Source organism: Microbulbifer elongatus, from assembly GCF_020524885.1.
GTDB lineage: Bacteria > Pseudomonadota > Gammaproteobacteria > Pseudomonadales > Cellvibrionaceae > Microbulbifer > Microbulbifer elongatus_A.
In genome coordinates this window covers 552,721-578,101 of record NZ_JAIVKJ010000003.1, presented here as the reverse complement: position 1 = coordinate 578,101, position 25,381 = coordinate 552,721, and the positions used below count along the sequence as shown (strand labels likewise).

General features: G+C 53.4%; 22 protein-coding genes and 1 tRNA gene. 18 read left to right on the top strand and 5 right to left on the bottom strand.

Annotated features, from left to right (window positions below; genetic code table 11):
* Nucleotides 1–79: 79 nt before the first annotated feature.
* A complete protein-coding gene (locus LC059_RS14495) occupies nucleotides 80–1,306 on the bottom strand; it encodes a TonB-dependent receptor (protein WP_226704577.1) in 1,227 nt (408 codons plus the stop codon).
* An 82-nt stretch (nucleotides 1,307–1,388) separates the two neighbouring features.
* Here LC059_RS14495 and LC059_RS14490 point away from each other — a divergent pair, with 82 nt between their 5' ends.
* Nucleotides 1,389–2,840 carry an MFS transporter gene (locus LC059_RS14490; protein WP_226704576.1) on the top strand — a complete coding sequence of 484 codons (1,452 nt, stop codon included), beginning with the start codon at nucleotides 1,389–1,391 and terminating at the stop codon, nucleotides 2,838–2,840.
* Between the two features lie 32 nt (nucleotides 2,841–2,872).
* Entirely contained in the window at nucleotides 2,873–3,970 is a 1,098-nt protein-coding gene (locus LC059_RS14485; RefSeq protein WP_226704575.1) for a M24 family metallopeptidase, read from the top strand.
* Here LC059_RS14485 and LC059_RS14480 read toward each other — a convergent pair.
* Together LC059_RS14480 and pepQ are read right to left on the bottom strand one after the other, a co-directional pair.
* Nucleotides 3,954–5,219, bottom strand: coding sequence for an NAD(P)/FAD-dependent oxidoreductase (locus tag LC059_RS14480; RefSeq protein ID WP_226704574.1), 1,266 nt, complete (start codon nucleotides 5,217–5,219; stop codon nucleotides 3,954–3,956). The two genes, LC059_RS14485 and LC059_RS14480, sit on opposite strands and share 17 nt — an antisense overlap.
* 11 nt (nucleotides 5,220–5,230) lie before the next feature.
* Entirely contained in the window at nucleotides 5,231–6,610 is a 1,380-nt protein-coding gene (gene pepQ / locus LC059_RS14475) for a Xaa-Pro dipeptidase (protein WP_226704573.1), read from the bottom strand.
* 213 nt (nucleotides 6,611–6,823) lie between these two features.
* On the opposite strand from pepQ, the gene LC059_RS14470 reads away from it, so the two are divergent.
* The 3 genes from LC059_RS14470 to LC059_RS14460 all read left to right on the top strand — a co-directional run bounded on the left by LC059_RS14470 (nucleotide 6,824) and on the right by LC059_RS14460 (nucleotide 10,362).
* On the top strand, nucleotides 6,824–7,723 hold the full coding sequence (locus LC059_RS14470) for a dihydrodipicolinate synthase family protein (protein ID WP_226704572.1): 900 nt from the start codon (nucleotides 6,824–6,826) through the stop codon (nucleotides 7,721–7,723).
* A 22-nt stretch (nucleotides 7,724–7,745) separates the two neighbouring features.
* A complete protein-coding gene (locus LC059_RS14465) occupies nucleotides 7,746–9,320 on the top strand; it encodes an aldehyde dehydrogenase (NADP(+)) (RefSeq protein ID WP_226704571.1) in 1,575 nt (524 codons plus the stop codon).
* 73 nt (nucleotides 9,321–9,393) lie between these two features.
* Nucleotides 9,394–10,362, top strand: coding sequence for a proline racemase family protein (locus tag LC059_RS14460; protein WP_226704570.1), 969 nt, complete (start codon nucleotides 9,394–9,396; stop codon nucleotides 10,360–10,362).
* Nucleotides 10,363–10,434: 72 nt separating this feature from the next.
* Here LC059_RS14460 and LC059_RS14455 read toward each other — a convergent pair whose 3' ends face one another.
* The gene (locus LC059_RS14455; protein ID WP_226704569.1) at nucleotides 10,435–11,307 is read right to left on the bottom strand and encodes a GntR family transcriptional regulator; all 873 of its coding nucleotides are present in this window, start codon (nucleotides 11,305–11,307) and stop codon (nucleotides 10,435–10,437) included.
* Nucleotides 11,308–11,409: 102 nt separating this feature from the next.
* Here LC059_RS14455 and LC059_RS14450 point away from each other — a divergent pair, with 102 nt between their 5' ends.
* The 7 genes from LC059_RS14450 (at nucleotide 11,410) to LC059_RS14420 (ending at nucleotide 18,426) form a co-directional block, all read left to right on the top strand.
* Nucleotides 11,410–12,258: an acyl-CoA thioesterase gene (locus tag LC059_RS14450; RefSeq protein WP_226704568.1), complete on the top strand. Its 849-nt coding sequence runs from the start codon at nucleotides 11,410–11,412 to the stop codon at nucleotides 12,256–12,258.
* A gap of 140 nt (nucleotides 12,259–12,398) precedes the next feature.
* Nucleotides 12,399–12,475: transfer RNA gene (locus tag LC059_RS14445), tRNA-Pro, on the top strand.
* Between the two features lie 198 nt (nucleotides 12,476–12,673).
* The gene (locus LC059_RS14440) at nucleotides 12,674–13,927 is read left to right on the top strand and encodes a tyrosine-type recombinase/integrase (RefSeq protein ID WP_226704567.1); all 1,254 of its coding nucleotides are present in this window, start codon (nucleotides 12,674–12,676) and stop codon (nucleotides 13,925–13,927) included.
* A gap of 57 nt (nucleotides 13,928–13,984) precedes the next feature.
* On the top strand, nucleotides 13,985–14,599 hold the full coding sequence (locus tag LC059_RS14435) for a hypothetical protein (RefSeq protein ID WP_226704566.1): 615 nt from the start codon (nucleotides 13,985–13,987) through the stop codon (nucleotides 14,597–14,599).
* Between the two features lie 207 nt (nucleotides 14,600–14,806).
* Complete coding sequence (locus LC059_RS14430; RefSeq protein WP_226704565.1) at nucleotides 14,807–15,031, top strand: helix-turn-helix transcriptional regulator; 225 nt, start codon at nucleotides 14,807–14,809, stop codon at nucleotides 15,029–15,031.
* A gap of 99 nt (nucleotides 15,032–15,130) precedes the next feature.
* A complete protein-coding gene (locus tag LC059_RS14425; RefSeq protein WP_226704564.1) occupies nucleotides 15,131–17,641 on the top strand; it encodes a DUF3987 domain-containing protein in 2,511 nt (836 codons plus the stop codon).
* Nucleotides 17,642–17,976: 335 nt separating this feature from the next.
* Entirely contained in the window at nucleotides 17,977–18,426 is a 450-nt protein-coding gene (locus LC059_RS14420; RefSeq protein WP_226704563.1) for a hypothetical protein, read from the top strand.
* 436 nt (nucleotides 18,427–18,862) lie between these two features.
* Here the strand turns inward: LC059_RS14420 and LC059_RS14415 are convergent, their stop codons facing one another.
* Complete coding sequence (locus LC059_RS14415; RefSeq protein ID WP_226704562.1) at nucleotides 18,863–19,417, bottom strand: recombinase family protein; 555 nt, start codon at nucleotides 19,415–19,417, stop codon at nucleotides 18,863–18,865.
* 844 nt (nucleotides 19,418–20,261) lie between these two features.
* On the opposite strand from LC059_RS14415, the gene LC059_RS14410 reads away from it, so the two are divergent.
* From LC059_RS14410 to LC059_RS14385, 6 genes are all read left to right on the top strand, one after another.
* Nucleotides 20,262–21,020, top strand: a complete 759-nt coding sequence (locus LC059_RS14410) for a DUF4145 domain-containing protein (RefSeq protein ID WP_226704561.1) — start codon at nucleotides 20,262–20,264, stop codon at nucleotides 21,018–21,020.
* Between the two features lie 201 nt (nucleotides 21,021–21,221).
* A complete protein-coding gene (locus tag LC059_RS14405) occupies nucleotides 21,222–21,812 on the top strand; it encodes a hypothetical protein (RefSeq protein WP_226704560.1) in 591 nt (196 codons plus the stop codon).
* Nucleotides 21,813–21,815: 3 nt separating this feature from the next.
* Nucleotides 21,816–22,169, top strand: a complete 354-nt coding sequence (locus tag LC059_RS14400; protein WP_226704559.1) for a hypothetical protein — start codon at nucleotides 21,816–21,818, stop codon at nucleotides 22,167–22,169.
* 136 nt (nucleotides 22,170–22,305) lie between these two features.
* Nucleotides 22,306–22,833 carry a hypothetical protein gene (locus tag LC059_RS14395; protein WP_226704558.1) on the top strand — a complete coding sequence of 176 codons (528 nt, stop codon included), beginning with the start codon at nucleotides 22,306–22,308 and terminating at the stop codon, nucleotides 22,831–22,833.
* Between the two features lie 204 nt (nucleotides 22,834–23,037).
* On the top strand, nucleotides 23,038–24,042 hold the full coding sequence (locus tag LC059_RS14390; protein ID WP_226704557.1) for a hypothetical protein: 1,005 nt from the start codon (nucleotides 23,038–23,040) through the stop codon (nucleotides 24,040–24,042).
* 53 nt (nucleotides 24,043–24,095) lie between these two features.
* Complete coding sequence (locus LC059_RS14385) at nucleotides 24,096–25,025, top strand: hypothetical protein (protein WP_226704556.1); 930 nt, start codon at nucleotides 24,096–24,098, stop codon at nucleotides 25,023–25,025.
* The last annotated feature ends 356 nt before the right edge of the window (nucleotides 25,026–25,381 follow it).

Below are 25,381 nucleotides of genomic sequence, written 5' to 3'. Positions count from 1 at the left end.
AGGTGATCTGTTGGTACTTCATTGGGGTTTCTCACTTCTTGGCGGGAGAGAAAAACCCCTTGTACCACAGGTCACCTTCCTATTTGAGCTCGGTGTCGCACTTCGGATTTGAATTCGGCTCTGTCAGGCGACCATTGTAGTGCGCACCGAAAACCTGGCCACCCTCGCGACTTTTGGTTTGGCCAAGGCCGCTGCCGATCTGATTTTGCGCGGGGTCGTAGGCAAAGCTGTGGTATTCACCATTCTCCTCGTTGTTGATCGCCGTGAAATCGATTGCGTGGTCGTCATTGATAAACCAGTCCAGTTTGACCAACCAGCGGTCTTCTTCGCGGGTGCGATCGTAGTAACTGCTGCCACTGGCCCAGGTATCATCGGTTTTTCTCGGGCTATAGAGTGCATAGAAGAAGGCCTTGTCCTGGACAATCGGCCCGCTTGCCCAAACCTGGGCTTCCTGGAAATCCATACTGCTCTGGCGGGTATTGATCGTGTATTCACCAGCAGCGTTGGTCACCGAATCATGCTGGCTGCGCAGGGAATCCGGGTCCATCCGCAATTGCGAGCCAAAGTTGAACTCGTTATTACCGGATTTAGAGACCGCATTGATGATGCCGCCGAGCGCCCCGCCAAACTCCGGGTCGATTGCACCGGTTTTTACCTGTGTCTGGCTGATGGCTTCCCACGGGAGCGAAATAGAGCCCAAGCCGGTTTTGATATTGGATACGTTCAGGCCGTTCAGGTAGTAGCCATTCTCCGCGGATGAGGCACCACCGAAGCTCGAGGCACCATTGAAGTTGCTGCCTCCGGCCACGACGACTCCGGGTGCGAGCTGGGCCATCGCTTCGAAGCCGGTGTTCACCGGTAACAGCTCAAGCTTTTCCTGGGTAATTACCACACCGGCAGTGGACGAACCCGTATCTACCGGGCGGCGCATGGTGCCGGTTACCTCTACCACCTCCAGTACCTCTCCCGGTACCGCCAGGGTTCCGTCATACACAACGGCCTGCCCTACCCGCACCAGAACCTCGGGTGCAGTGGATGGGCTATAGCCATCCTTCTCAAAACTCACGGTGTACTCGCCAACCGGGAGATTGCGCAAGTTGTATTCCCCTTTGGCATTACTGGTTACCGTACGGGTAAACCCCTTGCCGATATGGGTAACAGTAATCTCAGCACCCGCCAGCGTTTCCCCACTGGCACTGATCACCTGCCCTTTCAAGGTACCACCTGACGTATCTGCCGCTATGGCGCTGGTACTCGCTAATGTTGCACTGACCGCAAGCGCGAGCAGCTTCTTCTTGATTTCCATGGTTTCTTAAACCCTCTTTCCTGATGTCTTTATTATTTCACGCCAAATCACTTTGCACGCAATATCAACTTAATCATATGTTGTGTACAATGACAACATATGCAAGCCGCTCAAATACGAACCAGATAACAAGACGAGGGAAGGCATGACGCAGATATCAACACCGATTAACGAAACCGCTGGGGATACATCAGGGCGACACCAATCAGGTAACTGTGAAACAACGGTCCAGCAGAAGCCGGAATACTTTCCATCGAGTTTCTACGTCGCGAACGTGATGGAGATATTCGAGCGGCTGGCCTGGTATGGTTTTTTTACCCTGTCATCCCTGTATATGACCAACAGTGTGGGCCAGGGAGGACTTGGGCTTTCAGATGCAGAGCGCGGCACGATTCAGGGGGTAGTCCCATTCCTGCTGTACCTGCTCCCGGTATTTACCGGTGCGCTGGGAGATCGCTACGGATACAAGCGCATGTTCTTTTTAGCTTTCGCGATCATGACGCCAGGCTATTACCTGCTCGGCCAGGTTTCGGGTTTCTGGCCATTTTTTGCCATTCTGCTTTTGGTGGCAGTGGGGGCGGCAATCTTCAAACCCCTTGTTGTGGCCACCGTCAGCCGTACAACCAACAACCAGAATCGCGCCCTGGGCTTTGGAATTTTCTACACCATGATCAACGTGGGTGGCTTTGTGGGGCCGGTTGTGGCGGGAATCGTGAAAGGCATTAGCTGGGATTGGGTGTTTTCCGTCGCCGCCTGCTGGATTGCGGTCAATTTCTTATTGCTCGTTTTCTATCGCGAGCCTTCAGTATCCTCTGGTGCAACCTCTCAGTCTGTACCGGCCGACCGGCAAAGCATCTTACGGGATATCACCAAGGTACTGCAGAACCGGCAATTCGTTCTCTACCTGCTGATCATGTCGGGGTTCTGGGCCTGCTACAACCAATTGTTTTTGACCCTGCCGCTTTACATCCGGGATTTTGTCGACACCTCGCCCCTGCTGGAACAGATCGAGAGCTTAAGCCCGTCCATAGCCAATACCATCAGCGAAGGAACCCCCGGGCAAATTAGTCCCGAATTCATCACCGCGTTTAACTTCGGCAGCATTCTGCTTTTGCAGGTCGCTATTAGCCAGTTCAGCAAACGCTTTGCCTCGCTCCACGTTCTGATATCTGGAACCTGTGTAATGGCCGCGAGTTTTTTGTGGATGGGGTTCGGGCCAGTGCTGGGCGGTATCGGAATTGTGTTCGCAGTAATCGCGTTTTCGTTAGGTGAGATGCTGACCTCACCCAAGAGCCAGGAATACGTCGCAGAATCCATGCCCTCTTCCCAGGCTGCGCTCTTTATGGGCTATTACTTCCTCTCAATGGCGATTGGCTTTCTCGTGGCGGGACTTCTCTCTGGCTGGGGCTATGGCTACCTCGCCAAATCCCTCGGCAGGCCAGACTGGATGTGGGGCGGCTTTGCCGCATTGTCTGTGTGTTGCGCCACCGCCCTGCTCTGGTACCACATTCGAGTACTCGGCAACCGCCGATGAAATAACCTCAATAATAAGATTTCAGGTATACCATGACCCGGTTACATAACCTTCAGAAACAATTCTTCCGGCTCGGCATCAACGGCATGCTGATTACCAGTATGCCAAGCATCCGCTATCTTTCTGGCTTTGCCAGCGATGAGCAGGGTGTCGCCAGCCTGCTGGTGTCTGGTGAACAGGCATTTTTGATTACCGACTACCGATTTGGTGAACAGGCGCAGGAACAGTGCGCCGGAGGCGGGATTGAAGTGGTCGTGCGAGATCGCGCCCGCGAAAGCCTTGGCGAGACCATTCGCCGGCTCACACACGACAGTGCCGTCCGGCGCCTGGGCTTTGAGCGCGATCACATTAGCTATAGCCAGTGGCAAGCCATTGCTGTTGATCTCGCCTTCGACCCAGAGTATTTCAAACCGCTCAGTGGTGTGGTGGAGATGTTGCGCCGCAAAAAAGACACGAGCGAACTCGCCCATATGGCCAGGGCCGGCGAAATCGCGGATAGAGCTCTGGAAATGCTCCTCAGTAAAGTCCGACCGGGGATGTCTGAGCGCGAAGCGTCGGTAGATCTCGAGCACAATTTGATGGCCCTGGGATCGGAAGGCACCGCGTTTCCGACTATTTTCGCCTCCGGCCCGCGCAGTTCGCGCCCCCACGGCATGCCTTCAGACCGGGTTCTGCAGAAAGGCGACCTGGTCACCATTGATTTTGGTGCGGTGATCCAGGGTTATCGCTCGGATATGACCCGCACCTTTGTTCTGGGCAAGGCCAGCGAGCAGCAGCGGGAAGTTTACGCCCTGGTACAGGAAGCGCAGAAGCTGGGGGTGGATAGCATCCTACCGGGTATTCCCTGTGCTGAACCGGCAACCATTGTCGCGAACTTCCTGCGCAACACCCCTTACGCCCGCTTTGCCGGCGATGGCCTGGGCCACGCCATTGGCCTGGAAACCCATGAAAGGCCCTATTTCACGGAAAATGATGACACCATCATCGAGGCGGGTTTTGTAATGACCGTAGAGCCCGGTATCTATATTCCGGGCTGGGGCGGCGTGCGCATTGAAGACGATATCCTCGTGGGTGATCAGTGCGTGGAAAGTTTCACAAACTTCCCCCGGGACCTTATTGAAATCGCTTGATGGAAAATGGGGAAAGGTCGACTTCCGTGGCCTTTCCTTCCATCTGGTCCGCAAGTAATTCAGCAGTGATTGCAGCCTGGGTTAAACCCAGGTGCTGGTGGCCAAACGCAAAGCTTATACGCGGGTCATCGTGTGCAGCCCCCAGTACCGGCAAAGAATCCGGTAGCGACGGCCTGAAGCCCATCCAGCGCTCGGCCCCGTCGTTCCGGATTCCCGGCAACAGTGCCCTCGCGTGGTCATACAGGATATCGGCGCGCTCGTAATTGGGTTTCGCCTGCAGGCCGCCGAGCTCCACCGTGCCAGCCAGGCGCAGCCCCTCTTCCATTGGCGTCATCACAAATGAGCGCTCAAAAGACACCAGTGGCCGGTTAAGCTCACAACCGGGCGCGGGAAGCATCAAATGATAGCCGCGTTCGGTATCCAGTGGCACGCGATAGCCCAGCTGTGCTGCCAGTGTCTTTGACCAGGCACCCGTTGCAAGGATTACACGCTGGGACCCGATTTCCTGGCCGCTGGCAAGCCGGATATTCACCGACGCATCCGTCCGCCCAAGACCGACCACCTCCCCGCACAGTACCTCGCCGCCAGCCAGCTTGAATTTTCTGGTGAGGGCAGCGACCAATCGATAGGGGTTAACAGTGTGGGCAGTGCGCGGGAAGTAAAGGCCACCCGCCACACCGTCGCCCAGTGCTGGCTCCAGCGCCCGCAGCTGCTCTGCGGAAAGCGCTTCTATCTCCACGCCAAAGCCACGCAAAAGGTCAACGGTGGACTGGTTTTTGTGCGCGGATTCCGGCCGCTCGTAGACGGTCAGTGCGCCACGCTTGGTCATCAATTCGCTCAAACCGGTACGCTCAAGAAGGCGGTCATAACTCTCGATGGATCGACCATTCAGCGCGCGCAAATGCCGGCAGGATTTCTCGACATTGGCCGGCAGTGCCGCAATCCCGAATCGCATCAGCCATGGCAAAATTTTAGGCAGGTAGCCCCAGCGAATGGACAATGGGCCCAGTGGATTCATTAGTAGCTTGGGCACCGACATCAGGGTTTTCATATTCGCCAGAGGTAAAACCACATCCGTGGCGAAATGCCCAGCGTTGCCATAGGAGCATCCGCGCCCCGGCGAGTCCCGGTCGATCAAGGTCACCTTGTGCCCCCGATGCTGCAGCTGCTCTGCCACCGCAGCACCTACGATACCCGCACCGATAACGACGATTGAGCGCTGCTCGCACTGCGAACTATCCACTGGCATGCCCCCGCCCCTTAATCTGTAGTTTCCAGACTACCCAATTTCAACGACTCACCACCGACCTCAGCCGACAGTGCGGAGAAGGCGTCCCTGGACTGGTTTTCGATCTGATCGCCATGCACCAGAAGGCAATCCTCAACGCGCACACCGCCGTATTTTCTGAAGGCATCAATCCTATCCCAGTTGACCTTGAAGCTGTGTTTATTTCTCGACAGTTCAGCGAGCAACATATCCATAAAATAAATACCCGGCTCAATGGTCAATGCCTGGCCCGCTTCGATATTTCGCGCATTGCGCAGATACGGCGCGCGCGGGTCGCGCAGGCGCGGACGCTCCCTGGGCGCCATAAGATAGCCACCCACATCATGCACCTGCAAACCAATGAAATGCCCTAACCCACAAGGGAAAAACATACTGGTTATGCCCTCGCTCACCATATCTTTCGGCGACATCATCACGAAATCAAAATCCCGCAGGATACAGGCAATCAGGTAATGCGCGCGCCAGTGCAAATCAACAAAGCTCTGTCCCACAGCCACTTCGGCGACAAGTGTTTGTTGCGCGGTATCCAGGGCGTTTAACAGATCTTGGTACTCTCCACTGCGGAAGGCATAGCTGCGGGTAATATCACTGGCATATCCGAGATAGTCCGCGCCAGCATCGATGACCAGTGAGTGGATCTCGGAAGGCGACATCGCCTCCCGATCTGCCCCATGGTAATGCAGCACCGAACTGTGGGCGTTTACCGCCACGATATTGCCGTAGGGCAACTCGGCCTCCAGCACACCCGCCCCGGCCAGGTAGGCGTGATGGATCTCCAACTCGGTTTTTCCAGCAATAAAGGCAGCCTCTGCTGCCAGGTGGCCTTTCGCACTGCGGCGGTTGGCGCGCCGCAGGCACTCCGCCTCGTATTCTGTTTTGACGGCGCGGTGATAGTGGAGCTCATTGATCAACGCAGAGGGGTTTAACTGCGACCTGGGCAGCTCCGGAAGACAGGAAGCATCCTCGCCGATCAGCGCACAGCGGTCTGTGTTGCCAGCCAGTGCAGTGACCACATCATCAAAGGACGTCGTCAGTACGATCTCAAAACTCTCCGTCCAGTAGCCCTCCGGGTCGGCAGGCGGCTTATGCCAGTAATCTTCTGGCTGGAAATAGATCAAGCGCGGTTTTTCACCCACCCGGAAATCCACAGCACACTGGGCATGCTCCAGCAGCGGCACCCAGTGTTTGAAATGGGGGTTCACCTTGAAGGTGTAGTGGTTGTCATCGAGGAACGGCAACTTGGGTGCACCAGAATAGATTACCACCCGGTCAAACCCGTGAAATGACATGGCGCGGGTGTGGCGCCGAACAATCTCTTCGATATGCAGCTTATACAGGTTGGTCAGTGACATCCGGTTTCTCCCTTGAGCTCATTGTTATATGTGCACCGCTGATCCCCGTGAACCCCGTGAACCCCGCCATTTCTTCGGCGAAAAACAAAATTACGGTTGACAGCCTTTTAAAACTTTATTTATTGTACACAATAACAACTAAACGCAAAGGGCTTTTTCAACAAATCATGTTGGCTACCCATTTGCACTTTAAGACCATGATGAGGAAGTCACATGCAAATCGATTGGAGCGGCGTATTCCCCGCAGCAACCACCCAGTTCAATGCCGATGAGTCCCTGAACATTGCCGCCACTCTCAAGCACCTCGATGTGATGTTGGAAGCAGGTATCAACGGGCTGGTAATGCTCGGTACCGTGGGGGAAAACTGCTCACTCAGCCAGGAAGAGAAAATTGAAGTGCTGTCGGCGACGGTCAAGCACGTAGGCGGCCGGGTTCCGGTATTGACCGGTGTATCTGAATACACTACCTCGCAGGCCTGCAACTTCGCCCGAGCCGCGAAAGAAGCGGGTGTCGACGGGCTAATGGTATTACCGCCCATGTCTTACAAGGCGGATGCCGATGAAATCGTCACGCACATCCGCGGTGTCGCCGCGGCAACCGATCTACCCGTAATGGTTTACAACAACCCCGCCTGTTACGGCGTGGATGTATCTGCAGAAGCAGTCGCCGAGCTCAGCCGTGTGAGCAATATCGTCGCGGTCAAGGAAGCTTCCGATGATCCGCGCCGCCTGACGGACATCGCAAACCTGGTCAGCGACGATTTCGTTCTCTTTTGCGGCGTTGACGACCTCGCCCTTGAAAGCATTGCCCTTGGTGCCCATGGCTGGATTTCCGGCCTGGTGAACGCCTTTCCCCAGGAAAACCGCCTGATGTGGGATCTGGCTACCAGTGGCAATTATGACGAGGCGCGCAAGGTGTACCGCTGGTACACCCCCCTGCTCCACCTGGATACCAAACCCAAGCTGGTCCAGTACATCAAACTGGCGGTGCAGGAGTGTGGTCTCGGCAGTGAGCAGTGCCGCAACCCACGCCTGTCACTGACCGGGGCGGAGCGAGAATCCGTGCTGAATATCATCCACACCGCCATCGCCACCCGCCCGGTGATCAAGTAACGCCATGAGTGGAGAATTCGCCATGTACACAGCCCCCGTGCTTATTGCGGGTGAGTGGCGACAAGCGGCCGAATGCGGCCGCTTTCAGCCCACCAATCCATCGACTGCCAATACCATTGACCGCACCTATCCGGTTTCGAACTGGAGCGATTGCGATTCTGCGTTAGATGCCGCCGGCGCAGCAGCGAACACGTTAAAAAAGGTACCTGCGGAGTCCAGATCCCGCTTTCTGGAGTTGTACGCCGATGCCATCGAAGCCTCGGCAGACGAACTCTGCGCGCTAGCCCACGAAGAAACAGGCCTGCCTCTGGAGCCCCGCCTTCGCAGTGTGGAATTGCCGCGAACCACTGGCCAGCTGCGTGCCGCTGCCCAGGCGGCGCGAGACCATTCATGGACGCGAGCGACCCTTGATACGACGGCAAATATCCGCAGTATGCACGCCCCCATTGGACCGGTAATGATTTTTGGGCCGAACAACTTTCCCTTCGCCTTCAACGGCGTGGCAGGTGGTGATTTTGCGGCCGCGATTGCCGCGGGGAACCCGGTCATCGCCAAAGCGCATAACGCGCACCCCGGCACCTGCCTCAAGCTGGCGAAACTGGCATTTCAGGCACTCATGGATGCGGATCTCCCTTTAGCCACGGTGCAACTGCTCTTCGGTATCGGCCGCGAAGATGGCTGCCGGATGATGGCTGACAAGCGCCTAGGCGCAGGTACATTCACCGGTTCCCGGCGAGCGGGCCTGGCCCTCAAGCAGGCAGCAGACAAGGTCGGCACCCCGTTTTACGCAGAGCTTTCGAGCATCAATCCCGTGGTGATGTTGCCCGGGGCCCTGCGCGAACACGGCGAGGCCCTCGCCGGCGAATTCGCCCTCAGCTGCCTGATGGGCACTGGCCAGTTTTGCACCAACCCCGGTCTGGTTGTTGTTCCCGCCAATAATGACGGTGAGCTGTTTATTGCCCGCTGTGGAGAGTTATTTGACAGCACTGAGCCGGGCACATTGTTAAGCGCCGGCACGCAGCAGGGCCTGCAGCGGGCGATCGCCCAATTGCGCGAGGCGGGGGCAACTCTCGCCACCAATAGCACACCGGTGAATGAACCCCGTTTCTGTATACCGAACACACTGCTGACCGTGCGCGGTAGCGAGTTTCTCAGCAGCCCGGAAGCCTTCCAGACCGAAGCCTTCGGCAATGCAGCGTTAATGGTGATCAGTGAATCTACCGAGCAGACCGCCGACATCCTGCGTTCATTGGAAGGCAACCTCACAGGGTGTATCTATTCCGCCTCCGATGGCACAGACGATCAGCGCTACGAGATCATTGAGCCCATTCTGCGCGGCAAGGTCGGCCGACTGTTGAATGACAAAATGCCAACAGGTGTCGCGGTCTCCCCGGCCATGAACCATGGGGGGCCCTTCCCCGCTTCAGGACACCCCGGGTTTACTGCGGTGGGGGTACCGGCGTCCGTGGTGCGTTTCAGCAAACTCGATTGCTACGACAACGTGCGTCCGCACCGCCTGCCACCGTTGCTACAGGATGAAAACCCGCTGAACGCCTGGCGATCAGTGGACGGCAACTGGACCAGAGAGCCGATCTGATGATCGGCCACAGCAGAATATGTGCGCGGGTAGGAAATGCCCGTACACTAGAAAAAGAAGCTGGAGAGTAAACGTGAACGGCTATCAGGATCACACAATTCAGGTCGTGGACTCACATACCGGGGGCGAGCCCACCCGGGTTGTCATCGCCGGTGGACCAGACCTAGGCACCGGCAGCATGGCCACGCGCATGACCGTGTTTCAGGAAGAATTTGACCACCTGCGTACTGCCCTGATCTGCGAACCGCGCGGTTCTGATGTATTGGTGGGCGCCCTGCTGTGCCCGCCAGAAAATCCCGCTAACACAGCTGGAGTAATTTTTTTCAACAACGTCGGTTATCTCGGTATGTGCGGCCACGGCACCATTGGCCTCGCCGCGACCCTGGCACGGCGGGGACTCATTTCGCCCGGGGCCCACACCCTCGAAACGCCGGTTGGCGATGTCACTTTCGTGCTGCATAACAACCATCGGGTGAGTGTCGAGAATGTGCCCAGTTATCGCTACCGAAAAGGCGTGCCGGTATACGTGGATGGCATTGGCGGTTTCAGCGGCGATATCGCCTGGGGCGGCAACTGGTTCTTCCTGATTACCAATCATGGTCAGCACATCAGCCACGATAATACCGACCAGCTTACCGACTTCTGCTGGCAGGTGCGGCAGGCGCTGCGCGAACAGGGCATATGTGGCAAGAACGGTGAAGAAATCGATCATATTGAGCTGTTCTCGCCGCCCAGCGACCCGGGTCACGCAGATAGCAAAAACTTTGTGCTCTGCCCGGGCAAGGCCTACGACCGCTCACCCTGTGGTACCGGTACCAGCGCAAAACTGGCATGTCTTTACGATGACGGCCTTATAGAAGCGGGCCAGGTTTGGCGACAGGAAAGTATTATCGGAAGTGTGTTCGAGGCTAAGCTTCAACCGGCCGCGACCGCCCGAGATGGCTGTGCTCGTATCATTCCCACAATCACCGGCAGCGCGTATATCAGTGCGGAATCCACAATCATTCTCGATCCAGAAGATCCATTTGCCCACGGCTTCTGATGGAAAAAAGGCTTGCCGGGAGTGGCAAGCCTTTTTCGTGCTGCGAGTAGTTGCCCAGATTTTGCGGGGCAATTACGCCGGTTTTTTCTGATTCAGGTATTCAATCATTCGCGACACCGCATCACGCTGATCCCTGATATGTGTACTCAGCGCCTTACGCGCGCCCTTCCAGTCCTTGGCCAGTAAGCACTCCACAATCTCGCAGTGCTCACGCGCCATTTCCCTTTTCACTTTCTCGTCGATCACCGCGTAGTTAAACAGTGCGTTGTAGAAAGGGCTGTAGCGCTTGAAGAACTCTGAAATGTACCGGTTGCCGCAGCGTTCTATCCAGTAATCATGCAGATCAAAATCCAACTCGGACTTTGCACTGCCCCTTCCCGGCTTGTTCGCTTTTAGCAGTTTCTGCAGTTCGTCATCCGTAAAGTGGCCGCGGGCCAGGTCCAGCGCTTTCAGTTCCAGCATCTCGCGGATATCCAGGTAGTCGTGCATATCCTGCTCGCTAAACGGATGCACCCGCCAACCGCAACGGGGTACATGCTCGATCAGCCCCGCGCCGGCCAAGCGGGAAAATATCTGCCGGACCACAGTGCGCCCGGCACCGTACTCCTCCGCCGTCGCCTGTTCACGAAGGTACTCGGTATCCTGGTTCAAACTGCGCGCAATCACATCCTGGCGAATAATGTCGTACAGTTTCTTTTCAGTGGCGTCCTCTTTTGGCGGCTCCAGCTTGACGCCTTTCAGGACCTCCGGCTTTGCCTCCAGCCGTCCGTTATCCTTCCGGTGGATTACCCCCTCGTCGACCAGCTCATCCACCGCATGCCTGACCGGCGTCAGGCTGACCTTGTAATGCTCAGACATGGCCCCCAAAGTCAGTTTGTACGGCAAGCGGCCCTCGGCCTGAAGGACAGCTTTTACATCGGATTTGATAAATTCAGTAATGGTCATTTAGCCAGCGCTTGCTATTATTTTCGGTCCGCCTCGCCACAAACGGGCATCGGCGGCGCAGTATTCAAGTAAAAATTTTACACAAGACAGGCAGTATCGCCCATGTTGGAAAAGTTGAGCAAGCTCCTCGATGTCGAGCAACTGGACACAAATCTGTTCCGTAGCCGGGAGCATGTCGAGAATTACCGCAAAGTGCTCTTTGGTGGACAGGTTCTCGGGCAGGCACTGATGGCTGCCGCCCGCACGGTGGAAGACCGCCTTCCTCACTCACTACACGCCTACTTTCTCCGCCCGGGAAGTAGCGAAAAGCCCGTCATCTATGATGTAGACCCGATCCGGGACGGCGGAAGCTTCACTACCCGGCGTGTGGTCGCCCGTCAGAATGGCAAAGCTATCTTTAATATGTCGGCATCCTTCCAGATCGAAGAGCCGGGATTTGACCACCAGGCAGAAATGCCGACGGAAGGCCTGGTTGAACCGGAAGACCTCAAAAACACCCAGCAGCTGGCAGAAGAAGCGGGTATGCAAGGTGCCGCACAGAACCAGCGCCGCTACATGGTCGATTTTCGTCCAGTGGACCCAATGAGCTACTTCGACAGCGCTGTGCGCGAACCCCGCTGCATGTTCTGGTTCAAAGTGGATGGCGAGCTGTCCGATAGCCCCATCGAACACCGTAGCGCCCTCTGCTACGCCTCCGACATGGCCCTGCTGGGTACCGCCCTGCAACCGCACCCAATCAGCCTGTTCGACCCGCACCTGATGCCGGCAAGCCTGGACCACGCCATGTGGTTCCACCGCCCCTTCCGCGCGGACGAATGGCTGCTTTACGTGACCGATAGTCCATCCGCCAGTGGCGCGCGCGGCTACTGCCGGGGGCAGATTTTTACCCGCGATGGCAGACTGGTCGCCTCCACCACACAGGAAGGTTTGATCCGTCAGATCAAGAACTGATCGACAAAAAGCCCCTGCGGAGCCCAACTGCTAAATTTAATGAAATCAGTGGTTTACAGAGGCGGAGCGGCTGTTATAATGCCGCCCGCTTCACAAGGAAGCCCAAGCAAATTCCGCAATGGAATTAACGCTGGATAAGTCGGTGAGTAGCGCAGCCTGGTAGCGCACTTCGTTCGGGACGAAGGGGTCGGAGGTTCGAATCCTCTCTCACCGACCATTTCTTAATCTAAGCTCATCCCCAAAAGCCCTACACCCCTCTAATTTCCTAGCTTTCGCCGTCGTTTTCCTCTCGTTTAGTCTAACCTTTACATTGCCAGCTATAGGCATTTGGGGGCTGACGTGGGGGCCGATGAAAAATCAGCTAAAAATCAGCCCCCAGTTACGCCGCAGCCCCCGGGATTATTGAGGATACGGGATGCCGCTAACAGAAATTCAAATCAGACAAGCCAAGCCACGAGACAAGGACTACAAGCTCACCGATGCAAAGGGCATGTATCTGCTGGTAACAAAAGCCGGTGGTAAGCATTGGAAACTCAAATATCGCCACCCTGTCACCAAGAAAGAGCGGAAACTGCCGCTCGGAGCGTATCCAGAAATCAGCCTCAAAAGGGCACGCCAGAAATGCGATGAAGCTCGGCGACTGTTAGAGGAAGGCGTTGATCCAATCGACCAGCGCAAAGCCCGGCTCGCCGATAGCCAGGAAGCCGCTGCTAACACTTTTCAGGCCGTCGCCGACGATTGGTTCAAAACCAAAATGGGCGGTAAATCAGAGAGCTACCGCGTCAGGACAAAGCGGATGCTGGAACGCGAACTCTACCCTTACATAGGTAGCCGCCCCATTGCCGAAATCACCTCACCCGAGCTGCTGGCCGTTCTGAAGAAGATCGAAGGGCGTGGAGTGCTGGAAACTGCCAAGCGGGCCAAGCAGGCTGCCAGCCTTGTATTCCGCTTTGGAATTGCCGGGGGCAAGTGCACAAGCGATCCCGCTGCCGTGGTGGGTGACCAATTGAAGCCGGGGCGCAAGCGGCACTTCGCGGCAATCACTGACCCGGTCGGTGCGGGCAAACTCCTGGCAGCTATCGACTTGTACGAAGGCACCCCGACGGTAAAGGTCGCATTGAAGCTGGCCCCGCTACTGTTCTGCCGCCCGGGTGAATTGCGCGCGCTGGAATGGTCGGAGGTCAACTGGGCCGAGCAACGGATAGAGATACCGGCGGAAAAAATGAAAATGCGCGAACCGCACATTATCCCGCTCTGTCAGCAGGCACTAGAAATAATCCGTGAGCTCCAACCGCTTACCGGACGCTACCGCTACTTGTTCCCTTCACCGCGAGGTGGAAGCCGCTGTATGTCAGAGAATGCCGTGCGTGTAGCCTTGCGCAATATGGGTTACAGCAATGAGCAGATGACAGGCCACGGCTTCCGCGCGATGGCCCGTACTCTTTTGGACGAACAGCTTAACGAGAGGGTGGAGCATATCGAGCACCAGCTGGCGCACTCCGTGAAGGACGCCAATGGCGCCGCATACAACCGCACCCGGCACCTGCCGCAGCGCACGGCAATGATGCAACGCTGGGCTGACTATCTCGACCACCTGAAGGCTCAAGCCACCGGCAAGAACGTGGTTCCCCTGTCCGCGAGAAAATCAGTAGAATCCGAGTTTGTCTAAGGAAATCTACTACCCCCAGCCCGGCGTCCTGCACTGGGGGCGCCACTGGGGGATTGGATGCCCGATACCACAACCGACTATTCCGCCGTCGCGCACTTCCTGCGCATGGATCACTGGCCGCCGGAAGATGCGGCGCTCCTGCTGCTCGGGCTTGATCCTCGATACACGCACATACCAACCTCGGAAGATGACGGGAAACTCTACTGGCTCGATGACCGCCCAACCCGCGATTGCCTTTATGCCGATGAGCCGGAAATGCTCCGTTACATCATGAAGCGCAATGACATTCTCGATGTATGGGAAAACACTACCCACTCAGACGATGCTATGCGAGACGGCAAGATGCGGGTGCCCTACTTCCTTCGTTGGGCCGAATCTAAGGGTTTCACACCGCCGTGGCGGCAGTGGGCCCTTGACCACGAACTATGGCCTGCCGAACCAGAGACTCCAGCGCCCCCCATCACTGCACCCGATGTTCCGGAAAGGGAACGGCACAGTATCCTCAACATAATTTGGGCGCTCAAAGAGGAGTTGCTTGACTGCACAGGGGGAAATCAAGAGGGACTGATACCCGAGCTAATTGAAAAATACGGTCACCTCACCGGCGTCAAGGACACCAAACTCAGGAAAATTTTTGGTGAAGCCAACACAGCGGCCAAGAAAAAAGTTTAGGTAAACTATTTAGCAGTTTACCTAAACTGACAGCCCCGCCCCCAAACCATATCTTTCGAGTCGCCCAATTACATCCGAGGACGACTCGAAAAAAGATGCGTACCAGATGGAATAGGTAGCCCCCGACTACCTTGGGCCTACCCTTTGCCGTCACCCTCCTCGCGCGCATATTTTTCCTGTCGTTCAAAGAAACCAAGGACGACCACAATGCCCACCACAGATACAGCCCCCTTCCCCACCGACCCCGACCAGTTTGTTCGCGCAAAGGAAGCCGCCCGCTATTTGGGCGTTGGACTCAGCTCGTTTTGGAAATTGGTTGCAGACGGCCGGATCGAGCGCCCGATTAAGCTGGCACCCAAAACTTCGGTCTGGCGCGTCTCTACTATCCGGCAGTTCCAGCAACAACTGATCGACAGCTCTGAGAATAAATGACCCGCGCCGGAGTCCGGGGCGGGTCACAGAATGATGCTCTGCACTGGGGGTGCAAGCATATTTTACCACCTACCGCTCCACTATACCGGTGCGCACGAAATGGAAAATGTGCGCATGAATTCACCCACTGAAGATTTTCGGCAGGCGATGCTCGCCGCTGGACTAGAGCCGCCCGACCACATCGACGCCGACGGCGAGCTTCACAGGTTCGGCATGAACGGCGATACAGACACGCCGTGCTGGTACTTGCTGCACCTAGACGATAACCCGGCTGGTGCCTTCGGTTGTCACAAGCGCGACATCGACGAGAGGTGGAGCTGTCGCAACCTCGAGGAGCTGCCCCGTGCAGAGCGCCGGAGGCTTAGCAAGCTGGCAGAGAAAGCCAAACAGCAAACCGCAACTGAGCGCCGCAAGAAGCAAGCACAGGCAGCCCAGAAGGCAGATAAATTCTGGCGAGAATCCAGCCCTGCCGATCCCGATCACCCCTACCTCAAGCGCAAAGGTATCCAGATCCACGTCGCACGGCAGATATACGATAACTTGCTTTTACCGCTGGTCGACGTGGACGACAGGCTTTGGAATATCCAATGGACCACCCCGGACGGCACAAAACGCTACCTACCCGGCGCGGCAAAACAAGGCTATTTCTGCCCGCTGGGGAATATCGATCCTGATGGCCGTGTGCTACTCGTCGAGGGCTTCGCCACTGGCGCCACAGTGCGGGAGGCCACCAACATAACAGTGATAGTTGCGTTTGATGCGGGGAACCTTCTTCTGGTAGCGCGAGCGCTGCGAGCCAAATATCCCAACCTTAGAATCGACGTCGCTGCCGATAACGACCACCAGCGACGTGACGGGAATATCGGCATAAAGAAAGCTGTCGAGGCCGCCCGTGCCGTTGGGGGTGCCGTGTTCTGGCCAGATTTTGCTGTCGATGACCCAGGTAGTGATTACAACGATATCCACTGTGCCCACGGTCTAGATGCCGTACGCCAGCAACTCGAATGTCCGCGCGCTAATACCCAGATTTGCGAAGTTCTCGGAATCCGAGCAATTGACACTGGCGGAAATGGCGGATTGGCGGATTCCCAGCAACCCCGCGGGCTTGAGGCGGCGGATGAGGTGGCGGACGAATGGCGGACTAGTCCCGAGCCTTTGATGGAAAGGCCGCGAGTGCCCGATTTTCCGACTGACTCACTAGGGCCAATACTAGGACCAGCCGCGCAAAGTATCGCCTATTTCGTGCAGGCTCCTCTAGCTATGTGCGGTGCGTCAGTACTGGCTGCTGCCGCACTATCTGTGCAGCAGTATATCAACGTGCGCCGTGGGGGTGTTGGCACAGGGCCGGTGAGCTTATTTGTCCTGACCGTCGCCGCGAGTGGCGACCGGAAAACTTCTGTCGATAAGCTCGCGCTCCGAGGTGTACGCGAAGTCGAAGCCGAGCGGATCGAGGCTCACAGGCAGGCGCAGTCGGATTACCGCGCCCAGCTCACCGCATGGCAGACGCGCCGGGATTCTATAGCGGCGACAGGCAAGGGCAAGATTCTGTCGCAGGACGCGCAGACACAGTTAGAGCAAGATTTAGAGGCTCACGAAGTCCAGCGACCGGAGCCACCCCAGCGCCCAAATCTCACATTTTCTGAGCCCACACCCGAAGGCATTTATCGGCATTTTGAGAACGGCAACCCGAGTGCGGGGCTGTTTTCCGATGAGGGAATAGGATTTTTCGGCGGCCACGGCATGACGCCGGAATCGCGGGGCCGGATGCTGGCCACATTATCCAGTTGCTGGGACGGCTCGCCGCTTACACGCACTCGCTCAACTGAGGGGCAATCCGGCATCCTCGCTAATCGCCGCCTGTCATGCCACTTGATGTGCCAGCCTGTTGTCGCCGCCCAAGTGCTTGCCGATCCGGTGATGGTCGGTCAGGGATTTTTGCCGAGATTCTTAATCACTCGCGTCGATAGTCTGGCGGGAAGCCGCTTTATTCAGCCGCGACCAATCGACGAAAATCCCGAGTACGACCCGAATTTGCAAAAAGTCTGGAGACGACAAAAAGCGCTAATCAGCGGCACACCCGAGGTGGACGACAACGGCGGGCTGAAGCTCAAGACGCTGGAAATTAAAGGTGAGGCACTGGCAACATGGCGAGCGCTCCACGACGGCATAGAGAGCGAGATGGGCGAGGACGGCGCATACCGCGATATTCGTTCCTTCGCATCCAAGGCTGCCGAAAACGCCGCCCGCATCGCTGCTGTACTCGCTTATTTCGAGCACGACCCGGAAAGCGGACACAACCCGGAAATTTCCGCTGCGCACGTTGAGCGCGCCGGGAAACTGATTGCCTACTACCTTGCCGTGATTTCCGTGCGCGAGCAGGAGGCCGAGCAGGACGCACAGGAAATCGCCTGCAGTGATTTACTGACGTGGATCAGGGATCACGGCGGCGAGTTGGCGTCAGTGGATTTCAAAAAGCTGCCTCGCGGTTTTCGCATGGCCCGGCAGTGCCGCCCTCTTCTCGGGATTCTGGTTGAGCGCGGCTATCTGAAAATCACCCAGACCAGCGACAACGATCATCCGCAAAAATGGCAGGTGATCGAAAATGCTTGATCTGATTTACCGAGGCCGAGATCTGGCGGATTCACTGTGGGTGAAAGGCTATCCGCCACCTATCCGCCAGCCGTCCGCCAGCCGTCCGCCAGCGCAGCCCCGCATGAGCCATCACTTTCCGCCAATCCGCCAAATCCGCCACCACCTGAGCCGGCATTCCGGATTTGGCAGATTATTTTACCTGATGGGCGGCAGGTGCGAATGACATGCCAGTCCTGTGACTATGTCGAGGCGTTGACAGCCGCCCGCTTTCACTGGCCGGGTGCAACGGTCGAACCTTACCAACCGGGCAAGGACGCCCGTGGTGTTTAAACAGCGCATGGAGGCGCACAAAAGTGAAAAAACCACTCAGCAAAGAGGCAAAACTTCACCTGGCACACCAGCACTATCAGCTAAAGGAAAACTTAACGATACGTGCCGACACATTGATGCAGGAATGGGCTGCGCTAAGAGCTTGCTACACAGATCACTCCCTTGCCGATCTGGAATATGGCGTGGAGGGTGCAATGGCGCTACTGAGAGCGGCAGGGGCCGATCTATGCGCACTGTCGGAAACCCTACTCGCCATGATCCCGGTAGATGAGTCTGAGCGCTACGCCCAGGACGACGTCCGCAATCTTTCCGTTCCTCGCCCCATATCCAGCGCCCTCTACCGTGGAGGGTTACGCACGCTCTCAGCGCTATTTGCGGCAACGGATAAGCGAATCTCAGCCTGCCCTGATATAGGGCCGCACCGCCTCAAAGTTATCAATGACGCCATCAGGAGCTACAAGGATGCCTGCTAAGATTATCCGCTTACCGATCAAGGCAGTGGTGGCGCTGGATTGTTATCTGGAGGACGGGGGAGCGCGAGGTCGAGTGCCGCTCAGGGCACGGGTTCACCAGTGTCGAGAATCGGTATGGAAGCGCTATCAGAAAGCCCGGACAAAAAGAACTGACGACAGGTTTTTACTCGCGCTGGATTTAGCCGCCAGCTTATGTAAACACTCAACCTGATGGCGTAGTGGTTGCTGTTAATTCTGCGAGGACTGGCGGCTTAATGTCGAATTTTACGAAGACGTAAACGCTGGCGCTCAAAAAAACCTCGAAAAGCTTTTCGCCGCCGGGGTAGAACGGCCTAAGAAAGAATTTTTGGGCGACAAATGAGTGTGGCGTATTTTTATGATTTTGGGGTTGGGATCGGACCTGTATCGAAATAAATACAGGCCAAAACCTGATGCCTCAGGATGCCCGTATAGCCGTGTAAATAGTGTTGCGACTCACACCATACTCTTTGGCTAGCCCTGCCACAGGCTCGCCCTCAGCGTGACGCTGGCGCAATTCTTCGACCTGCTCATCGGTCAGCTTTGCCTTCCTGCCGAACTGAACCCCGCGCTCTTGAGCAGCCTTAATACCATCGGCCTGACGTTCAGCACGAATGGACAGCTCGAATTCAGCAACACTCGCGAGAAGGCCAAAGGTGAGCTTTCCGGCTGCGGTCGAGGTGTCCAGGTTCAAGGCGAGAATCTTCAGCTCTACGCCCCGCTTTTCTAGTTGATCCCGAATCTCACACAAATGCGCTACAGAGCGCGCCAGTCTATCCAGACGGGTAACAACAAGGGTATCCCCCTTGCGGACGTGCCTCAGGCACTCAGCCAGAATAGGACGGGCCTTATCCGCACCGCTGCGCTTTTCCGTAAATAGATGATCTTCCGTTACTCCTGCCGCTTTCAGCTGGTCGATCTGGCTGTTCAGGTTCTGGCCGACAGATGAAACTCTGCAATATCCAACCAACATAACTATTCCCCCAAATGTTCAACAAAGTCTAAGACGTTAGATTAAAGGCATTGTTGAACACTTTTTAGGACAAGGCAATACGTGCGCCAGCATATTGCTCAAAAAAGTATACGTTGCAGAACACGCACAGCGAGTGCTCTCGTGGGTGTTCCTTACTCGCAAGTAGGTGGAACAGTTGACTTTGAGGCGGAATCTTGTACGAAACAATAGTGATAATAGAGAAGCAGGGATGTCGCAAACCGAAACGACAGCGCACATTAATGTTACGGTCAGGCTGGGAGTGGTGATGCTGAGATCGATACATTTCTAAATATCAGGTGGGTGGTCAAATAGCATCAAAAGGTTTGAGTGCATTGGTGGAAGGCCCCCGGCCTACCTTGAACTTGGCGGCTTTTGATCAGACCGAATCGATACGCACCTATGGCACCCCAAAAGTTTGGCACATCACTCTACAATATCGATCGCACTACAAGTGGTTAATAAACAAGCTTCCGGTAGCTTTCTGAGCACCGTTTGTCATGAATGCCTATCGAGCCCTCACCAAATGCTGACGAATCCTGACCAGGTACTAACCTGCGTTTCGCTCATGCCGACTACTATTTCGACAATAGCACCGCAGACATAAGAAAATGAATAAATTTCAATAAATTACTGGGGCGTTCTGAAATCGAGATAGTGGTCGCAGTGATCAGTTTGTAGTTCAATACGGGATGGAGATGACCAAGTTAAGTCAATAATCTGTATTGGAACCTCTATGTTTGAGCACTAAAAGGCTGTATGAATAGTATCCATAGAATAGTGCTGTTTAAGACTACGATTAAAATGTTATGCGTCAGAGGAATAGATGGATAGAACTGTTTTTAAATTACCCTTCACGAGAGGCGCAGCAACAAGATATCAATGCCCTTCATGCTCAAAAGGAGGACTTGTTATTGTTGAAGACTCGTTTAGCAGTAAGGAAACTAAAGCCTCTCGAGATATGCATGATCATCCAGCATGGGGCCCGGAATATTATGGTTCCATCTACAGTGGAATTTTGGAATGCTCAAATGCTGCGTGCAAAGAGGTTGTTTCTAGTTCTGGTTATGGCTGGGACGAGGAGGAACATTTTTATGATGAGGATGGTAATCCTGACTGCGATTATGTCTCCTATTTTCGGCCAGTAGTATTTCATCCGCACCTTAGGCCGTTCCCGCTTCCAAAAGGATTACCTGAGGATGTTGAGAAAGAAATAAATAAATCTTTCTCTCTCATATTTACTGATCCACCATCCTCCGCCAATCACATTCGTATAGCCTTAGAGCACCTATTGACCTACTTAAAGGTCAAGCGCTTTACTACAAATAATGGGAAAAGATACTATTTATCCTTGCATAAAAGAATTGATATTCTGCCGGCCAAGTACGACGGCATAAAGGATATATTTTTAGCTGTCAAATGGCTTGGCAATGCCGGAAGTCACAGTAATCACAATGTCACGCTAGATGACGTGCTTGATTCTTATGAGCTAACAATCGAACTTCTAGATGAAATTTTTTCGAAAAAGAGAAAGCAAGCCCAATCATTGGCGAAAAAAATAAACAAGAGAAAAGGACCAAAATAAATGCATAACAAGCGCAGCAAAGGAACGGCTTACTTTGCGCACTCTATATGCAGTCGCTTCGTTCCATGTGTGCACATTAAGTACGCAAAGTATGCCGCTCCTGAGCACGACGCTAAGTTACCGAGTTACCGAGTTACCGAGTTACCGAGTTACCGAGTTACCGAGTTACCGAGTTACCCACAGAGAATAGAGTATATATAAATGCCCTTTCATGATTTACTGATCGATATAGTGAGCGTATTAAAGAAAAACGGGGACGTAATTCCTAGCGTCAAGTCAAGCGTCCAAAAGAATAGAATATTTATTCAAAGATCCGATATCTTAATTGAAGCCGGTGACCTGATTCAGCGAAAAATGAGCAACGGCGCGGAAGAGACGTTTAGAGTAATAGACCCAGGCTTCCATGAAGCATTTCATGGTATTCCAGCTGGTTACCAAATGGATGTCACTAAACTCGGTGTATCTGAGGCAAAAGCGGAAATCCCGCATATCACATACAACATTTCTGGGACTAACAACCGAATTAATCAAAACTCAACGGATAATTCAGTTAATATCGCGAATGCAAATCCAGAGATCCAAGAACACATTGATTCTCTCCGGCGTGAAATTGATAGATTAAAACTTCCCAAAGAAGATACGGATGCATCATATGAAGTTATTGATGCAGTTGAAACTCAATTTGAAGCTGAAAAGCCAAGTAAAGCTGTTGTTAAGGCTCTTTTATCTAGCTTACCTCATGCGGGAAATATTGCCTCAATTGGTTCGCTTATTGTCTCTTTGTTGGTGTAAATAATGAAACTAGATGATTTTGTATCAGAAACACTAAAACAAATTATTAAGGGAGTGGTTGCCGCTCAAAAGTACGGCAATACCCAGGATGCAAAAGTAAACCCCATCACGGCGAGATTCAATAGCAACACGGAAGGTCATGCTTTCTGTCAAGAGACAGGTGTCCCGTTACAAAAAGTAGAGTTCAATGTGGCAGTTACTGTAACTGAAGAGCAGTCTTCTATGTCTGACGGAGGTTCTGTAGGCTCCATATCTGTGTCTCCCGCTAACACAAATGCCTCCCAAAATTCATCGGTCAGTAGAATCCAGTTTGAGGTTCCCGTGCTACTCCCAACAACCGGGAACCAAGTGGATTAGTAACCTAGCCAAGCGCAGAAGGCAAACAAACTTGTGCGCTTTATTCACGATAATGAGAGCGCATAAAGCTGACAAAAGGCACATATTTGTCCACGGGTGAGCGCGGTGTTAGCCATAATATACAGAGAAATAAATAATGGAAGAGATTGTAAAGAACATCAGCTCTATATCGTGGTGGTTTGGAGTGGTTTTCGTTGGAGTCGTCGTTAGCCTGATAGCGGGCTATTTGAAACCACGAATAGATAACTGGCTTGCAAATTATTCAAAATCAAGAAAAAACAGGAATGAGAAAGAAAAGCAAGAGTGGGCGAGTGAAGTTTCTAGGCTGCAATTAGACGATAACTATAGACCCCTCTTTGCCTCCAGAATCACTCACTTACATGGTAGGTCAAACTTTTTCATGCTTGCCGGAATGTCAATGTTCTTAATAAGTAGCGTATTCTCTCTGCTCTTTCAATTCCCTAATATGGGAGACCCAAAAGTCGCGAAGGAAATCGCCACCTTCATCTCCAGTCTCCCAGAAGACAAAATATTATTTTTCATAAGACTGCTCACTTCATTGATTGGATCTATCAGTTTATTGATCGGAATTAGCTATTTTAAAAGTTCCGAAAAGCTACAAAAGCAATTCGAGGACGCTGTAGAGGAAGTGGCTACTAGGTAAATGCAGGTTGACGCACAAATGCGCCACTGTTTTAGGCCTCAGCCAACGAATTCATTTTGATTGAATGTTGATTTAATCGGAGGTTATTAGTTGAGTCATATTGAGTGTTGGGATTGGCGGTACCGAATCGCCTTCGAGCAGACCCTTAGGTCGAAAGTAGACGTTGCCTCAAAAACAACCCGGCATAGTCTACCAAGCCGTATTATGGAAGAATTATTTGATTTTTTCGTAAACCATTTATCAGTTGGCCAGATGATTTCGTACTGTTGCGATGAAGCGGGCGATACTGATTCAGCCATAAATGCAGCCATTGACGTCGAGCCACTTTATACACCTGAATTTCTGGCGAGAAAATATTACTCAAGAGTAAGCAAAGCAAAAAGACTGAAATCTCAGCAAAAAGACGCACTGAATTCGATTATAAAAAAGTCCACCGAAACGAATTTCATCAACCATCATAGAGAAATCTTCGAACCGATATTTGGCGCAGACCTTGACAGATTACTTCGACATTCACAAGCAACGTTAAAACCACAAATTTCTGACAAAAGTATTTTAGATCGAAATCTACTAGAGCTGACGGAAGAAATAATTGATGAGCTGCTTAATACCACTCCAGCCCCGCTGCGTGGACTACCAGAAATTATACCGGACTTTGAAATAGTAATCGCGAAAGACCCAGGTTTTGCAGAATATTGGCCCAGATCGCTCACTGGCAATGATATGGACCAGCTAATTGTTTATGACAATCCGAATCAAATCGGCTATCAAAACCTCCGCGCAACAATTGGTCACGAGGTCTTGGGCCATGGTTTCTTTTACAACCTGATCGAGAGGATCAGACCTGAATTTTTTGATCATGGCGCCTTTGCCCTAGTGGAAGGCTGGGCAACTTGGTGCGAGTGGGCGACATGCGATGCTGATTTAAGAGACCACCTTAGAAGCGCCAAATGTCAAAGCCTCAAACTATTCGACTGCGTAAACCCAGACGAAATACAGGACCAGATTAAAGCGCGAACCTCAGGGTCTGGATATACGAAAGATGTATCTGAATCTAGCATTGAGAACTTTTTCCAATATCCCGGAATGGGTCTTTCTTATACATTAGGCGCCCTTTGGTTCGAAGATAGATTTAAGAGTTCTTCACCACGTGTTTTTTTTGAAGCCATGAGGCAAAGAGAATGGGGAGATTTTTTTTCGGCATGGTAAGAATTGAGCCCGGCTATTATTTTTGTCACACCTTTGACTTAGGAAATAGCCTAATGTCACTCGCAGATTGGAGCAAACGAGCCACACTTCCTCACGCACCAAAAAATCTTCGTTACAAAGAGTTCCAGATCGAATGCGGTACATTATTCGTAAATCAGATGGGATTTTGCGTTGTGCTTCAGAGAATTAATGGCGCCACTAGCCACCGCGAAGCGGTACGACACTACCAGCATAAATTCGATTTTCCGTACGCCAAGGTGGTGAATGAACTGCGGAAGCGCTTTGGGAGCCAACCAATCGGGGACACGTCTTTCCTCGTTAATGTTGGAAACCATGATATTAAGTTAGACTGGAAGGTTTCTCATATCCCTTCAACTTCAATTGCCATCTCGATATTGGTGGAGGCTCTCTTTATAGATGAGCTTTGCCGCGTTCTGGAAAGAAAAAGCGATACTTTGCTAGGCGGCTCGTCTCTAGCCAGTGATCTCTTGGTTGCAGAATATGCCGACAGCTTGTTTCCCCTCGGGCATCCTGCCGGTTTTCTGGTTGCAAGTGAAGAGATAACTCAAATGGAGAATTACTATGAAACTTGGCGCCTGGAAACCCGCGTGGCAACACTTCATCAGCGATTCACCGAAGCAATAATGAATCGTTCTCTCTATCAAGGTCATCTTGAACGGAATCGCCAAAACATCCTAAATGTTCTCTTGGCTACGATTGCCTTCCTATCACTTTCGCAGTCGAGCGAGCCTATCTCGAAAGCACTCTCAGTGATAAATATTTCCATCAGCGAAACTTCGCTAAGTTTTGCTTTTATAAATGCAGCTATCGTTTTTTTGGTATTTGGAAGCTGGAAAAGCCTGATCAAACCCTGGGTCGGGATGAAAATTAAAAACTCAAAAAGATATCGGATGACTAAAGTGATCTATGAGGCGAAAAGTGAAAATCGTCGAGAGAGACGGGAAATAAGTAAATACGGATAGAAACAAATTAACATCCACACCGCTAACAACACCAGCCACTGGGGCCGCCAAATTTTTGCTTCGCTCCGGCTTCGCGGCGCGTGCTGTCGGCGTTATGTGCCATAGAGCCCATGAGTTTGGATTTTTGTCCGGTTTGTAAAAGCAATGCTTACATTCGACCCCAAGAATGGAGTGGCGGTAGAATGCCCAAAGTGTGGAAACTTCAAAACTTCTCCCGAACTATATGCTGAGCTTCTTCCCTTATCTAAAACTGATCCTAAGATTGAACGGCTCTGCCTAGAGCTTTCGCAATCCGTTGAACCTCGAATGATTTGGAAGCCATCTAACACCATCCGAGAATTTGCGACCATCGGTGC

Excerpts from the sequence above, each read along its gene's own strand:
- LC059_RS14430 (WP_226704565.1), top strand. The coding sequence starts at position 14,807 with ATGCCCACCACAGATACAGCCCCCTTCCCCACCGACCCCGACCAGTTT.
- pepQ (WP_226704573.1), bottom strand. The coding sequence starts at position 6,610 with ATGTCACTGACCAACCTGTATAAGCTGCATATCGAAGAGATTGTTCGG.
- LC059_RS14410 (WP_226704561.1), top strand. The coding sequence starts at position 20,262 with ATGGATAGAACTGTTTTTAAATTACCCTTCACGAGAGGCGCAGCAACA.
- LC059_RS14395 (WP_226704558.1), top strand. The coding sequence starts at position 22,306 with ATGGAAGAGATTGTAAAGAACATCAGCTCTATATCGTGGTGGTTTGGA.
- LC059_RS14450 (WP_226704568.1), top strand. The coding sequence starts at position 11,410 with ATGTTGGAAAAGTTGAGCAAGCTCCTCGATGTCGAGCAACTGGACACA.
- LC059_RS14455 (WP_226704569.1), bottom strand. The coding sequence starts at position 11,307 with ATGACCATTACTGAATTTATCAAATCCGATGTAAAAGCTGTCCTTCAG.
- LC059_RS14390 (WP_226704557.1), top strand. The coding sequence starts at position 23,038 with ATGGAAGAATTATTTGATTTTTTCGTAAACCATTTATCAGTTGGCCAG.
- LC059_RS14465 (WP_226704571.1), top strand. The coding sequence starts at position 7,746 with ATGTACACAGCCCCCGTGCTTATTGCGGGTGAGTGGCGACAAGCGGCC.
- LC059_RS14425 (WP_226704564.1), top strand. The coding sequence starts at position 15,131 with ATGGAAAATGTGCGCATGAATTCACCCACTGAAGATTTTCGGCAGGCG.
- LC059_RS14480 (WP_226704574.1), bottom strand. The coding sequence starts at position 5,219 with ATGCCAGTGGATAGTTCGCAGTGCGAGCAGCGCTCAATCGTCGTTATC.
- LC059_RS14405 (WP_226704560.1), top strand. The coding sequence starts at position 21,222 with ATGCCCTTTCATGATTTACTGATCGATATAGTGAGCGTATTAAAGAAA.
- LC059_RS14440 (WP_226704567.1), top strand. The coding sequence starts at position 12,674 with ATGCCGCTAACAGAAATTCAAATCAGACAAGCCAAGCCACGAGACAAG.
- LC059_RS14470 (WP_226704572.1), top strand. The coding sequence starts at position 6,824 with ATGCAAATCGATTGGAGCGGCGTATTCCCCGCAGCAACCACCCAGTTC.
- LC059_RS14495 (WP_226704577.1), bottom strand. The coding sequence starts at position 1,306 with ATGGAAATCAAGAAGAAGCTGCTCGCGCTTGCGGTCAGTGCAACATTA.
- LC059_RS14385 (WP_226704556.1), top strand. The coding sequence starts at position 24,096 with ATGTCACTCGCAGATTGGAGCAAACGAGCCACACTTCCTCACGCACCA.
- LC059_RS14485 (WP_226704575.1), top strand. The coding sequence starts at position 2,873 with ATGACCCGGTTACATAACCTTCAGAAACAATTCTTCCGGCTCGGCATC.
- LC059_RS14400 (WP_226704559.1), top strand. The coding sequence starts at position 21,816 with ATGAAACTAGATGATTTTGTATCAGAAACACTAAAACAAATTATTAAG.
- LC059_RS14435 (WP_226704566.1), top strand. The coding sequence starts at position 13,985 with ATGCCCGATACCACAACCGACTATTCCGCCGTCGCGCACTTCCTGCGC.
- LC059_RS14415 (WP_226704562.1), bottom strand. The coding sequence starts at position 19,417 with ATGTTGGTTGGATATTGCAGAGTTTCATCTGTCGGCCAGAACCTGAAC.